Source organism: Sphingopyxis sp. BE235 (genome assembly GCF_031457175.1).
Classification (GTDB): Bacteria; Pseudomonadota; Alphaproteobacteria; order Sphingomonadales; family Sphingomonadaceae; genus Sphingopyxis.
In genome coordinates, this window is the sequence record NZ_JAVDWC010000001.1 from 1,123,452 (window position 1) to 1,136,115 (window position 12,664).

At 65.7% G+C, this 12,664-nt stretch carries 11 protein-coding genes; 2 read left to right on the top strand and 9 right to left on the bottom strand.

Annotation, left to right across the window (positions count from 1 at the left end):
• Window positions 1-6: 6 nt before the first annotated feature.
• Complete coding sequence (locus J2X38_RS05300) at window positions 7-711, bottom strand: glutathione S-transferase family protein (protein WP_310251980.1); 705 nt, start codon at window positions 709-711, stop codon at window positions 7-9.
• Between the two features lie 103 nt (window positions 712-814).
• On the opposite strand from J2X38_RS05300, the gene J2X38_RS05305 reads away from it, so the two are divergent.
• Window positions 815-1,168 (top strand): helix-turn-helix domain-containing protein, encoded by a 354-nt coding sequence (locus J2X38_RS05305; RefSeq protein ID WP_310251982.1) that lies wholly within the window; start codon window positions 815-817, stop codon window positions 1,166-1,168.
• Between the two features lie 18 nt (window positions 1,169-1,186).
• Here the strand turns inward: J2X38_RS05305 and J2X38_RS05310 are convergent, their stop codons facing one another.
• The 5 genes from J2X38_RS05310 to J2X38_RS05330 form a co-directional block, all read right to left on the bottom strand.
• Window positions 1,187-1,783 (bottom strand): YdeI/OmpD-associated family protein, encoded by a 597-nt coding sequence (locus tag J2X38_RS05310; protein WP_310251984.1) that lies wholly within the window; start codon window positions 1,781-1,783, stop codon window positions 1,187-1,189.
• Window positions 1,784-1,977: 194 nt separating this feature from the next.
• Window positions 1,978-2,358 (bottom strand): RidA family protein, encoded by a 381-nt coding sequence (locus J2X38_RS05315; RefSeq protein ID WP_058536984.1) that lies wholly within the window; start codon window positions 2,356-2,358, stop codon window positions 1,978-1,980.
• A 34-nt stretch (window positions 2,359-2,392) separates the two neighbouring features.
• Entirely contained in the window at window positions 2,393-3,544 is a 1,152-nt protein-coding gene (locus J2X38_RS05320) for an alanine racemase (RefSeq protein WP_310251986.1), read from the bottom strand.
• Window positions 3,541-4,173, bottom strand: coding sequence for an HAD-IA family hydrolase (locus tag J2X38_RS05325; protein WP_310251988.1), 633 nt, complete (start codon window positions 4,171-4,173; stop codon window positions 3,541-3,543). Before J2X38_RS05325 ends, J2X38_RS05320 begins: the two co-directional genes overlap by 4 nt.
• Window positions 4,174-4,351: 178 nt before the next feature.
• Entirely contained in the window at window positions 4,352-5,251 is a 900-nt protein-coding gene (locus J2X38_RS05330) for a LysR substrate-binding domain-containing protein (RefSeq protein WP_310251990.1), read from the bottom strand.
• Between the two features lie 160 nt (window positions 5,252-5,411).
• On the opposite strand from J2X38_RS05330, the gene J2X38_RS05335 reads away from it, so the two are divergent.
• Window positions 5,412-7,487 carry an alpha/beta fold hydrolase gene (locus J2X38_RS05335; protein ID WP_310251991.1) on the top strand — a complete coding sequence of 692 codons (2,076 nt, stop codon included), beginning with the start codon at window positions 5,412-5,414 and terminating at the stop codon, window positions 7,485-7,487.
• Window positions 7,488-7,493: 6 nt separating this feature from the next.
• On the opposite strand, the gene J2X38_RS05340 is transcribed toward J2X38_RS05335, so the two are convergent.
• The 3 genes from J2X38_RS05340 to J2X38_RS05350 are packed head-to-tail and all read right to left on the bottom strand — an operon-like array spanning window position 7,494 to window position 12,554.
• Window positions 7,494-8,888, bottom strand: coding sequence for an FAD-dependent oxidoreductase (locus J2X38_RS05340; protein WP_310251993.1), 1,395 nt, complete (start codon window positions 8,886-8,888; stop codon window positions 7,494-7,496).
• A gap of 18 nt (window positions 8,889-8,906) precedes the next feature.
• Window positions 8,907-11,336, bottom strand: a complete 2,430-nt coding sequence (locus J2X38_RS05345) for a penicillin acylase family protein (protein ID WP_310251995.1) — start codon at window positions 11,334-11,336, stop codon at window positions 8,907-8,909.
• 21 nt (window positions 11,337-11,357) lie between these two features.
• Window positions 11,358-12,554 carry a M20 aminoacylase family protein gene (locus J2X38_RS05350; protein ID WP_310251997.1) on the bottom strand — a complete coding sequence of 399 codons (1,197 nt, stop codon included), beginning with the start codon at window positions 12,552-12,554 and terminating at the stop codon, window positions 11,358-11,360.
• Window positions 12,555-12,664: the final 110 nt, after the last annotated feature.

The window sequence follows — 12,664 nt, forward strand, 5'->3', positions numbered from 1 at the left end:
GCTCCATCAGGCACCGTAGCGCTCGATCACCTCGGCGAGCGGGACGTGGCCGAGGCAGAGGCCGCTGTCGGGCGCCGTCTCACCGCTTTCGAGCGCGGTGGCGTAGGTAACGGCCGGATCGGCCTCCAGCCTTGCGCGCAGCGCCGCGAGCTTTGGCCAGCGAACGGGCTCGGCGACCTCGTGAAACTCCAGCCAGCGCGCGACCCCGATGAACAGCGCGTCGGCCAGCGTCGGCCGGTCGCCGACCAGATAGGCGCCGTCGCCGACCATTTCCTCCAGCCGGTCGTGGCGCCCGATCACCGCTTCTTTGCCCCATTCGCGGAGCGACGCTTGCAAGGCGGGGCGCGGCGGGTCCATTTCGAGTGCGACCCACAGCGGGGTGAAAGACCCCGTGAAACCGGTGTTGATGAACGCCATGACCTGCCGCATCCGGTCGCCCTCGGGCGACAGCAGATCGGGGCTGATCCGCCGTTCGTCGTCGCGCGCTGTGAGCCAGTGGGCGATCGCCATCGTTTCGGTCAGCACATTGCCCTGGTCGGTGATCAGCGCCGGGGTCTCGTGCCGCGCGTTGATGCGGGCATAGGCAGGCTCGCGCATTTCGCCGAGCATGTCGACGCGGCACAGGCGATAGGGCTTGCCCAGCCATTCGAGAGCCGCGACGAGGCCCATGGAACTTCCCAGTGGGAAGCCATAGATAAGGATCGGTTCCAATGTATTGCTCCATCTTCTTGAGGGGGAGCTGCGCAGCGAAACCAGATATAGGGCGCGCTATCGCCACGTAAATTACGCACCTTTTTGTAACCATGAGGCCCCGATGAAAGATCTGGTTTCGCGCTGTCCGATCGAGGAAGTGATGCAGGTGCTGAGCGGCCGCTGGCCGACCTTGCTCATCTATTATCTCAGCGACGGGACGAAGCGCTTCGGCGACCTGCGCCGCGACAATCCGACGATTTCGCACAAGATGCTGACGCTCGAACTGCGCAAGCTCGAGGATGCGGGGATCGTCCAGCGCACTGAATTCGAAGGCTATCCCCGGCGGGTCGAATATGACCTGACCCCCGACGGCGAACGGCTCGTGCCGCTGATCGACGCGCTCGGCGATTGGTGGGATGCCGTGGCCGGCGGTGCTGATGCCGACGCAGCTGTCGTTGCTGCGACCAACGGTTGACACCGCTCCGCAGCGGGGTCACTTCGCTTTTTGCGGGTGAAAAGTCTCGCCGCGCTTCAGCATCGCGACCATGTCGGCGATCTTCTTTTTCCGCCCGGTCTCGGTCTTGATTGTACCGAGGCGAAAGATCAGCGCGAAGCGGTTCTGCGCGGTCAGCTTTTCCAACATGGCCTTGGCCCGGGGTTCGGCGTCGATCGCCGCCTGCAAATCGTCCGGAATTTCCGATCCCTTGACGCGGTAGGCGCGATCCCAGCGGCCATCGGCCTTCGCGGCCTCGACCTGTTTCAGCCCATGCCCGGTCATCCGACCCTCGGCGGTCAGGCGCGCGACATTGTCGATATTGATCTGGCTCCAGACGCTCTTCGGCCCACGCGGCGTATAGCGTTGCAGGAAGCTTTTTTCGTCGAAGGATTTGCGGATCGCGTCGATCCATCCCCAGCACAGCGCCGCGTGGATCGCCTGTTCGGGCGTGATCGACGCGAGGCCCGATTTGACCTTGTGGACCTTGATCCACACCTCGCGCTCGGTGGTGTGATGCGCGGCCAGCCAGTCATAGAAACCGTCCATGTCGACGAATTCGTGAACCTTGTTGGGATCTACATCGACGGCGGGCATGACCCTGTCCCATTCATAAATTCACTCCGCCATAAAATATTGAAAACTAAAGATAGTCGAAGATATTCGATTGCGTTCGAGCCTCGCGCTTTCATGATCGGGACTCTAGCCCCAGACCGCTCGCCGATAAATACCGCCGGTCGATTAAAGCGCGCGCCCACTATTACCTTGCTCCGTCCGCTTCGCGCCCGGTCTCAGACACTCACCGCGACGACGGCTTCGATCTCCACCAGCGCATTGAAGTGCAGCGGACCGGAGGGAACGATCGATCGGGCGGGGCGGTGCGCGCCAAAAAACGCCGCATAGGCCCGGTTGACTTCGCCCCAATGCGCGACGTCGGTCACATAGACGGTGCAGCGGACAATGTCGTCCGGCGAAGCGCCAACCACACCGACAATCGCCGCGATGTTCCCGAGCGCAAAGTTGACCTGCTCGCCGACCGAACGGCTTTCGGGATCGGGTGTTTCGCCGGTCACGCCGAGCTGGCCCGAAACATAAAGCGTGTCGCGGTGCAACATGGCCTGGGCATAATGTCCGCCCGGGGGCGGCGCCGCCGCGCAGCGTATCTCTGTCATTTTCTGAACCTTCATCTCTATCTCCGAAAGTCCCTCACCATCCGCCGGTCCGCGGCCATTCTTCGGTCAGCACCCCTTCGCGCATCACGTCGTAGGAGGTGTAGGCGGCACAGGTCAGACAGGCGTGATTGGGCAGGATACGGACGACGCTGCCGATCGGCAGGCGTTCGAACCAGCTTTCGTCGGGCACGGGCACGCCGCCATGTTCCTGATGCACGGTCACGACCGTCAGCGATTCCAGCGGCTCGAGCGTGGCGGCGTCGCAGACCAGCCCATATCCGGCGTTCGGCATGAAGCGGTTGGCCCCGACATCCTTCGACAGCGCGAGCGCGCCGGCATCGAGGATCAGGCTGGGGCCGGCGCCGCGGCGCTGGTGGCCGATCACCGTCGCCAGCACAGAGACGGCAATATCCTCTTGCGCGCAGACGCCCCGCGACAATTGGGCAAGGTCGCAGAACAGGTAGATGCCCGCCCGCACTTCGGTCACGCCGCGCAATTGTTCGGCGAAAACCACCGTCGGGGTCGAGCCGACGCTGACGATGGGGCAGGTGTAACCGCGCGCGCGGAGCAATTCCGCCGATGCGACCGCCGCATGCCGCTCGACTTCGGCGAGCGCCCGGATCGGCGCGGGATCGTCGAACGCGTAGCTATGCCCCGCGTGCGTCATCACGCCCATCAATTCGAGTTGTGGCGAACAGGCCGCAATTACCCCCGCGATCGCGACAAGCTCTTCCGACGCCGGTTCGGTTCCGCTGCGGTGTTCGCCGCAATCGACCTCGATGAGGACGCCAAAGCGCGCGCCGAGCACCGCCGCGGCTTCGCCCATCGCAGCGGCGGCCTCCCCGTCGTCGACGACAAGCAACAGTCGCGCGCCATGCTCGCGCTGGATATGATGGACGCGCTCCAGTTTCGCGGGCGCGATCGCGGTCGTGTAGAGGATGTCGCGCCAGCCCGCCGCGGCGAAATATTCGGCTTCAGCCAGCGTCGAGACCGTGATCGGCCCTTGCTCGCCCTTCGCCGCTATCCGCGCGACGTCGGCCGACTTGGCCGTCTTCAGATGCGGGCGCAGCGTGACGCCCAGCGCGTCGCAGCGGGCGCGCATGCGCGCGGCGTTGCGCTCCAGCCGGTCGGCGTCGAGAATCAGGCGCGGGGTGTTCAATCCCGCGAAGATGGTGCCCGCGCTCATCGGACCAACTCGCGCAGCGGATCGAGCGTATCGGCAATCAGGAACGGCCGCGCCGCGTCGGCGACAAAGGGCAGGCGGGCGCGGTTGTGCCAGAAAACCGGCATGCCGACGCCCGCCGCGCCGGGAATGTCCGCGGGCGAGCCCGCCACGAAAAGCGTCCGCGCCGGATCGGTGCCGAGCCGGTCCAGCACGGCGCGGTAGGATTCGGGTCGCGGTTTGTAATAGCCCGTTTCTTCGGATGTCAGGACAACGGAAAAAGGCACGCCGACCCGTTCCGCAGCCTGCCGCCCCAAAACCGCCGAACAGTTCGTGATGACGCCGAGCGCGATGCCGCGCGCGCTGAGATCGGCAAGCAGCGGCGCCGCCTCCGGCCAGGGCTGGAGCGTGTTCCAGCCCGCGGTCAGCGCATCGGGTGCCGAGACCGCCACGCCCGCCTTGGCGGCCGCCTCGCGGACGAGATCCTCATAGGGGCGGTAAGCGCCGCAACCATAGGTCAGCTCGAGATAGGCGCGGCGCCAGCGCAGCCCGTCGCTCGCCGACCCGGCCGCCCGGTTCCAGACCGACCAGGAATCGAGAAGCGCGGTGAGAAGGTCGAAGACCACCGCTTCGACGGGAGCGAGCTGTTTCATTGATCGGGGTCCAAATTCAATAATGATGCCCGGAGCCTGCGGCTCCATAGGCTTCGGGTCGGGAATGCCGCCGGATGGCCCCGAGCGATTAGCAACGCGGCCGCCCGGCCGGCAAATGCCCGTTGCTGATGGTTTCATGCCGCCGCGTATGGACGTCGTTCGCATGCGCCATTCCCGTCTATGCCGTGGCCAGCTTCCAGAATGCTTCGGCCGACGGCGATTGCCGGCCGCGCGGCCGATACAGACGGACGTCGACCGGAATATCCCAGCGCGCATCGCCGGCCCGCACCAACGCACCGCGCTTCAGATCATCCGCGACGATGCTCAGCGGCAGCCAGGCGAGTCCCTTTCCATCCCTTGCCATCCGCGCGAGGATCAGCGTGTGCGACGTGAACACGGTCGTGAAATTCGCGCGCGTCGCACTGGCATCGAGCGTCGCCGACACGATACGATCCATCCCTGAATCCGCGCCATAGGCCAGAAGATGGACCGGATGATCGGCGTCATCGGCGAGCGCGTGCAGCGGCGCTCCATCACTTTCGCGCGGGGCGCTGACCGACACGAGCGCATCGGATTCGAGCGATATCGACTGGAAACCCGCCCCATCGAGAACCGACGGCGCGCCGGGATGGAAATAGCACAGACAAAAATGCGCCTTTCCGCTGAGCATCATCTGTTCGGACGTGCCCATATTGTCGGCGGTCAGCTGGATCGGGATCGCGGTATCGGTCATCGCCTGCAGCGTCGCGAGCCATTGCGGGAAGAAGTTCAGCGCCAGGGCGTGCGTGACCAGAATCTTGACCATCGACGCCGATGTGCCGGCAATCTCCTGCACCTCGCGCCGGCCATGTTCGATATCGCGCAGAACGGTCTCAGCGATGACGGCGAAGCGCTTGCCGGCGGGGGTCAGCACCATCTGGTGCGTGCTGCGGTCGACAAGCTCCACGCCGAGCCATTCTTCGAGCGCGCGAATGCGGCGGCTGAAAGCCGGCTGCGTCACGCAGCGCGTCGATGCCGCGCGCGAGAAGTTGCCCGCGTGTATCAAGGCACCGAAATCCTCAAGCCATGCCAGTTCCATCACTCATGCCCCTTCGGCCTCTTGGGAAGTTGTAGTGCGGGGAGGGCGCCTGGCTACCCCTCCTGATGTGCATGGATTGATCCATTTTGCGCATTGGAGCTTGCGCCCGCCGGTCGGCAGATTGTGTGCGCAGACAGGCTTGATTCAGGGGGCTTTGGGGATGGGTTTCGACATGTTGCGGCGCGAACCGCGCCTTCGGGGCGGTCGCGCAACGCTGTGGACCGCCGCGATGCTGGGCGCAGCGATCATGGTCGGTGCCCTGCCGGCGGTCGGCGCGGAGCCGGCGCCACGGGCATCGCTGGTGCCACGCGACGCGCTTTTTGCTTCGCCCACTTACTCCGAATTGCAGATCAGCCCCGACGGCAAGCAGCTGGCCTTTCTCCACCCGCTGAACGGCGTCCTCAACGTCTGGGTCGCGCCGCTCGACGATCCGAAGGCCGCGACGCCGGTCACCCGTTTCGATACACGGCCGCCCGACAGTTTCCAGTGGAGCCCCGACGGGCAGTATATATTGGTGCTGAAGGATGTCGGCGGCGAGGAGCATGGCCAGCTCTGGGTCGCGAACCTCGAAAAGCGCACGGTCGCCAATGTGACCGCCGATCCCGCGGTGCAGACAAAGATCGTGAAGCTTTCGAAGCGCCGTCCCGGCGAAATCCTGGTCGGCATGAACATTCGCGACCGCCGCTATCGCGACATTTTTCGGATCGACCTCGCGACGGGGCAGCGTACCGAGGTGCTCCGCAACGAGCGAAATTACATCGATGTCGTTGCCGATCCCGACTTCAACGTCCGGCTGGGCGTTCGCGGCAATGTCGACGGCTCGTCGACTTATTTTCGCCTCGACCCCGCCGGGCCGAGCGAGTTCATGACGATCCCGCTGGCCTCGCTGCGCAATTCGAAAATCCTCGGGCTCGACGGTGCGGGCATGCTGTTGATGTTCGACAGCCGGACCAGCGACAAGGCGAACCTCGTCGCGGTCGATCTCGCCACGGGCAAGCAGACCCCGCTCGCCGCGTCGGGGCGCGCCGATATTGTCGATACGCTGTTCGACGAAGCCAGCGGCGCGCTGCTCGCGACGCGTGAGGACCCGCTCGTCAGCGAATGGACGGTGCGATCGGACGAGGTGCGCGGCGAGTTCGCGGCGCTTCAAGCGGCCACCGCCGGGCCGTTCAAGATTGTCGATCAGACCCCTGACAATGCCCGCTGGCTGCTCCTCGAAACCGTCCCGAACCGCCCCGACCGCTATAGCTGGTGGAACCGCAAGGACCGGACGCTGGTGCCGCTGCTCTCGACGCGGCCCGACCTTGAGAAACAGGTGCTCGCGCGCCGGACTCCCGTGAAGATTGCGTCGCGCGACGGCCTGACCTTGCCAAGCTATCTGACGCTTCCGACCAACGCCAAGCTCGGCGCCGATGGGATGCCCGTCACCCCTGTTCCGATGGTGCTCCTCGTCCATGGCGGCCCCTGGCTCCGCGACGATCTGGCTTTCGATCCGCAACACGCCTGGCTCGCCGATCGCGGCTATGCGGTGCTGTCGGTGAATTTTCGCGCGTCGGGGGGCTTCGGCAGCGATTTCATGGCGAAGGGCGACCGGAAATGGTCGGAGACGATGCACGACGACCTGCTCGACGGGGTGCAGTGGGCGATCGACAAGCGCGTGACCGCGAAGGACCGCGTCGCGGTAATGGGGCTGTCCTATGGCGGCTATTCGACGCTCGTGTCGCTGAGTTTTACGCCCGACACCTTCCAGTGCGGCGTCGACCTTGCGGGGCCCAGCAATCTGGTAAAGCAAGTCGCCTTGATGCCCGACTGGTGGACCTGGCAACGCCCGCAGTTCGTCAATCGCGTCGGCGATCCCGCGACAATGGAGGGCGCGGCGGACCTGATGCGGCGCTCGCCGATCGCGCGCGTCGATGCGATCGTAAAGCCGCTGCTCGTCACCAACGGCGCCAACGACCCGCGCATTTTTCCCAGCCAGTCCGAAGAGATTGTCGATGCGTTGAAGGCGCGCGGCAAGCCCGTGACCTATGCCTTTTACCCCGATGAGGGTCATGTCTACGCGAAGGACGCGACGAACATCTCCTTCGCGGCAATCGCCGAGCATTTCCTGTCGAAATGCCTCGGCGGGCCCGCGGAGCCCTATGGCGACGACCTTGCCGGGTCGCAGGTAGATCTGAAGACCGGCGCCGGGTTTGTCCCCGGCCTCGAACGGGCGCTTGCGGATGGGACGAAATAAGGGGCGCTAGGGCTCGCCCAGATGTTTCGCCAAGCCTGCGTCGGGCGGCGGCCGCCGCCCGGCCGCTTCCGCCACGTCCATCCGCAGGAAGGCGTTCTGGACATAGCGGATGCCCGCCCAGCGTAGCGGCTCGACCTCCCAGTTCGGGGCTTGCTCGCGGACATAGGGCGCGTGGAGATCGGCCGCGGCGCCGGTGACCAGCCCGGCGAGTGCGCGCGCGCAGATCGCGCTGGTGATTACGCCATGCCCCGTATAGCCATAGCTGCACCCGATCCGGCGCACGGCATCGAAATGCACCGTGGGCAGCCAGTCGCGCGGAATGCCGAGATAGCCCGCCCATTGATGCGTGAATTCGATGCCCTCCAGCGATGGCCACCATTCGGTCAGCCGATCGCGGATCCAGCCGAAATTGGCATTCTCGCGCAGCGCGGCCTCGCTCATGTCCGAGCCATAGCGATAGGGCGCGCCGCGGCTGCCGAACAGGATGCGCCCGTCGGCGGTGCGGGTGAGGTAATTGGTCGTGTGAACATAGGAACTGAGGCATTCGCCTCCGGCCCAGCCGACCTTGTCCCACTGCTCGGCGCTGAGCGGCGCGGTGAGCATGATCGTCGAGGCCATCGGGATCAGCCGGCGGCGATAGGCGGGCTGCGCGGTCAAATATGCTTCGCCTGCGAGCAGAGCCGCGCGGCGAGCGCGCAGCGTGCCGCCTGAGGTAACGAGCGCCGGTCGCATGCCCGCCGTGGTTTGCAGCACCTCGGTCCCCTCATAGATCCGCACACCGCGCCGTTCGAGCGCCCGCGCGAGCCCGCGCACGAGGCGGCCGGGGTGGATCGTGCCGCCGGCGCGCAGGCGCAGGGCGCCATGGACCTCGGTCGCATGCACCGCCGCCCGCGCCGCATCGGCGTCGAGCAATTCGCAGCCATCCTCCATGCCGAGCTTTGCATAAGCGTCGAAGGACTGGCGCAGCGACGGCAATTGCTCCGCACTGCGTGCGAGGGTGAGGACGCCTGCCTGATTGAAATGCGCGTCGATGCCTTCCTCTTCGCAGATGCGGCCGACTTCACCCACCATCGCCTGCTGCGCGAGCAGCATCGCCCGAGCCGTCGCCGCGCCGAAACGGCGGGTGAGAGCTGAGGGATTGATCGGAAAGCGCGGCGAGCACCAGCCGCCATTGCGCCCCGACGCGCCGAAACCGCAAAATTGCCGCTCGACGATTGCTATCGACAGGTCCGGATCATTTTGCAGCAGATACCAGGCGGTCCACAGACCCGTGAAGCCGCCCCCCATGATCGCGATATCGACCGTCGCGTCGCCCGGCAGAGCAGGGCGCGGCGTGAAATCATCTCCGCAACTCGCCAGCCAATAGCTGCCGATGTCGGCGGCTGAGACGACGGCTGTCAATCGAGGCTCCGCCGCGCGCTAACGGGCCGGCGGCCGATATTCGAGCGTCATCGTCAACGCGGCGGTCTTGCTTATCCTGTCGGGCGAAAGCTCGATCTTCTTGAGCTCATTGGTCTCGTGCATCATCGTCTGGTCGGCGAGGTGCGGGTTCCCCTTGCCGTCGGGACCGATGAACAGATTCTGGCCGCCCGCATCGATCACCGAATAGAGCGCGCGCCGGTCGGCGCCGATTTCCATCAGCCCGACCCAGCTCTCGCCACCATTATGCGGCGCCATCGTCGGGCCGAGGCGCAGGACCGCCGACAGGCGATGTTCGGGATAATCCTCCGCCATTTGCGGGCGGTCAGGCGTCTCGAGCGACGCGTCGAAATATTTCCAGAAGACCGGCTGCTTCCATTCGGCCATGTCCTTGCCGGGGAAGCGCGGTTTGACCTCGGCGATCGTCGCCCTGATCGTGTCGATCATCATCGCGGTGCGGTCGCGCCCGTTGAAATAATCGACGCCCAGCGGCGCGCCCGCTTTATCGCCCTGAAAAGCGCGCAGCAGCAGGCTCGATTGATAGGTCAGGTAGCGGTCGGTATCGATCGTCTTCCACCAGTCGCCCATATCGTCGCCGAACAGCGTTTTCGGCGCCGTCTGGAGCCAGGTCCGGTAGAGGGTCAGTCCCGGATTGTCGTAGCGCTGATCGCCGTCGCGGTCCTGGTACAGGCCGTTGAAGCTCAGCATCAGTTCGCCCGCGCGCTTCACCTCGGGGTCGTCGCTCGCCGCGATCGCGGCCTGAATATAGGGCGCGAAAAAGTCGGGCGCCGCCTGATTGCGGTCGACCGCGCCGAGCGCGTTGAAGATCTTGCCGTTGAACTCGCGCATGTCGAGCAAGGTCAGCGACTGGCCCGCCTTGGCGAGCCGGTCGCCGAGCCAGGTGCGGAAGGTCGCGCCGATCCGCGCATTGTCGCCCTCCTGCGACCAGCCCGTCGCCTTGCTGTTCCACGAAAAGAGATAACCCTGCTTCGGATTGATGGTGTGCGGCTTTTCCGCAGGGGTCAGGAAGCCCGTCCATTCATATTCGCCAGTGCCCGGCGTCGGCAGCCGCGGATCGACGCCCGCGGCCTTTTTGGGCAGCGCACCGGCTTCGAAATAGGCGATCGTGCCATCTTCGCCGCCGTAGCAGGCACCGATATTCCAGCCGACGCGATCGACGCCCTTGGTCCTGAATTCGGCGAGGCTCTTCGCGCGGCCCATTTCGGCAAAGGCGACCCATGTGTCGAGTTCGCGTCCGTGGACGCCCATCTGCTGCGAATAGGCGGTGCCGTTTTCGACATCCCATGCGATCACCGGGCCGTGGATCGTCCACGCGACCTCATGCGTGAAGGGCGCGCCGTCCTTGACCTTGAAGGCTTCGGTGCGGTGCTCCATCGTCTTCCACGCGCCCTTGTACCAATATTCGTATGGGTTCTTGGGATTGAGCTTCTCGGCGAAGGTGGTGCCGGCCTCGCTGCTGCCCGACACCAGCAGCCAGCCATGCTGCGCGCCGCGCCCCATCGTCGGGACGCCCCAGCCGGTCGAGCCAAAGCCCGTGTTGTCGAAGCCGCCGCCCTTCAGATGGATTTCGGGGCCGTCGGCGGTGGCCTCCAGCATCAGCACCTTGCCGCTCGCCGATTTTTCGGGGCCGATGACCAGGCAGCGGCTTGCGCCTTTCACCGGTTCGGTGGGCTTCGTCTGTTCCGCCGCCGCCGCCACATTGCGATCGGGGCCCAGTTGCGCCGGAGCGAGGACGGGGGTGGGCATCGGCCGGGCCGGGGCGAGATCGTCGCCCGCGGGGATGGTGGTCGGGGAGTCGGGGTCGGAAATCGGCACGACGTCGTTGAAAATCGCCCACGCCTTCTCCTGACCGTAGCGCGCCGTCATTGCCTTCAGAAATTCGAGGTTGCGGATTTCATACGTGTCGCGTCCCAGCGGCGCGGCGCTGATCAGCGCCAGATATTCGGTGAGGCTCCAGCGCGTCGGCTTGATCCCCCAGCGGATGAATTCGAGCGGGGTCAGCCGCGCGGGGTCGGCATTCACTTCGTCGATGCGCTTGTTGATGCCGTCGACCATCGCCTGGATCATCTTGCGATGTTCGGGCGCCAGCGCCTTGTAGCGCTGCATCAGCACCGCGTCGGAAAGCCTCCGGCCGCGCATCATCTTGTCGCTTTCGATCGCCGATTTCCCGACCAGCTCGGCGCGGCGGCCCTGTGTGTTGTGCCGCGCGAGTTCCATCGCGGCGAGACGGTCGTGCGCGATCGCATAACCCGCGCCGAACATCACCGCGTCCGACGTCTCCGCCTGCACATGCGGCACGCCGAAATCGTCGCGGGTGATGGCCACCTTTTCCTGTGCCTGTGTCGGTGCCGTCGCCGCAAGCAACAGCGCGGCGGAACCATGGAGCAGGGTGGCAGTCGAACGGCGCATCAAAAAATCTCCCCGGATTATCTATTTTGGCAGGAATGTCTCGGCCAGGGCGACCCACAGCGCGGCGCCGGTCGGCGAAATGCTGTCGTCATAGGCATAGTGCGAATTGTGCAGCATCACCGACCCCGGCCCGTCGTCGCCGTTGCCGAGGAGCAGGAAACAGCCGGGTACGACGTCGAGATAGCGCGCGAAATCCTCGCCCCCCATGCCCGGCGCGTCGAGATCGACGAAGCGGTCGGCGCCGACGATGCCGATCGCGATCTCGCGGACCTTCGCATAGAGGTCGGCCGGATTGTGGAGCGCAGGATAGCCGCGTTCGTAATGCAGCTCGGCCTTCGCGCCGAATGACGCGGCAACGCCGGTCACGATCTCGCGCAGCCGCCGTTCGGTCGCATCCTGGCTTGCGCGCGACAGCGTGCGCACCGTGCCGCCCATGCGCGCCTCGTCGGCGATGATGTTGAACGCGGTGCCCGCCTCGACCTTGCAGATCGAGACGACCGCTGCGTCCATCGGGTCGGTGCTGCGCGCGACGATGCTCTGCACCGCGACGATGATCTGCGCCGCGACGAGCACGGGGTCGATGGTCAGGTGCGGGCGCGCGGCGTGGCCGCCCTTGCCCGTGACGACGATCTCGAACTTGTCGGCGGCGGCGTAGAGCGCGCCCGCGCGCCCCGCGAGCTTGCCCGCGGCGATGCCCGGGCGGTTGTGGATGCCGAAGATCGCGTCCATCGGGAAACGGTCGAACAATCCGTCGCGGATCATCGCGCTCGCGCCGCCGTCGGGGTCACCGCCCGGCCCTTGATAGCCGAGCGATTCCTCGGCGGGCTGGAAGATCAGGTGGACCGCGCCGTCGAAATTGCGCGTCGCGGCGAGATGCTTCGCCGCGCCGAGCAGCATCGTCGTGTGCCCGTCGTGGCCGCAGGCGTGCATCACGCCCGGGGTGCAGGACTTGTGATCGGACTCGGTCAGTTCGGTCATCGGCAACGCGTCGATGTCGGCGCGGATGCCGATCGCGCGGTCCGACCCGCCAGCGCGGATCGTCGCGACGATGCCGGTGCCGCCGATGCCGGTGTGGACCTCATCGACCCCGAAGCTTTCGAGCAGGTCGAGGATGAAGCGGACCGTGCCCTGTTCATGAAAGCCGAGTTCGGGATGCTGGTGGATATGCCGGCGCCAGGCGGTCATGTCGGTTTCGAGCGATTTGAGGTCAACGGACATGGGGACGGACCTCCTGGCGCAGCGGCGAAGGCAGGCTAGGGGCGGTGCGCGGCCGACCCCAATGCTGATTGGGCATGGTTGCATGTTCGGCGGCGGATTTCATCATGGAC

Excerpts from the sequence above, each read along its gene's own strand:
- J2X38_RS05305 (WP_310251982.1), top strand. The coding sequence starts at position 815 with ATGAAAGATCTGGTTTCGCGCTGTCCGATCGAGGAAGTGATGCAGGTG.
- J2X38_RS05310 (WP_310251984.1), bottom strand. The coding sequence starts at position 1,783 with ATGCCCGCCGTCGATGTAGATCCCAACAAGGTTCACGAATTCGTCGAC.
- J2X38_RS05315 (WP_058536984.1), bottom strand. The coding sequence starts at position 2,358 with ATGACAGAGATACGCTGCGCGGCGGCGCCGCCCCCGGGCGGACATTAT.
- J2X38_RS05320 (WP_310251986.1), bottom strand. The coding sequence starts at position 3,544 with ATGAGCGCGGGCACCATCTTCGCGGGATTGAACACCCCGCGCCTGATT.
- J2X38_RS05325 (WP_310251988.1), bottom strand. The coding sequence starts at position 4,173 with ATGAAACAGCTCGCTCCCGTCGAAGCGGTGGTCTTCGACCTTCTCACC.
- J2X38_RS05330 (WP_310251990.1), bottom strand. The coding sequence starts at position 5,251 with ATGGAACTGGCATGGCTTGAGGATTTCGGTGCCTTGATACACGCGGGC.
- J2X38_RS05335 (WP_310251991.1), top strand. The coding sequence starts at position 5,412 with ATGGGTTTCGACATGTTGCGGCGCGAACCGCGCCTTCGGGGCGGTCGC.
- J2X38_RS05345 (WP_310251995.1), bottom strand. The coding sequence starts at position 11,336 with ATGCGCCGTTCGACTGCCACCCTGCTCCATGGTTCCGCCGCGCTGTTG.
- J2X38_RS05350 (WP_310251997.1), bottom strand. The coding sequence starts at position 12,554 with ATGTCCGTTGACCTCAAATCGCTCGAAACCGACATGACCGCCTGGCGC.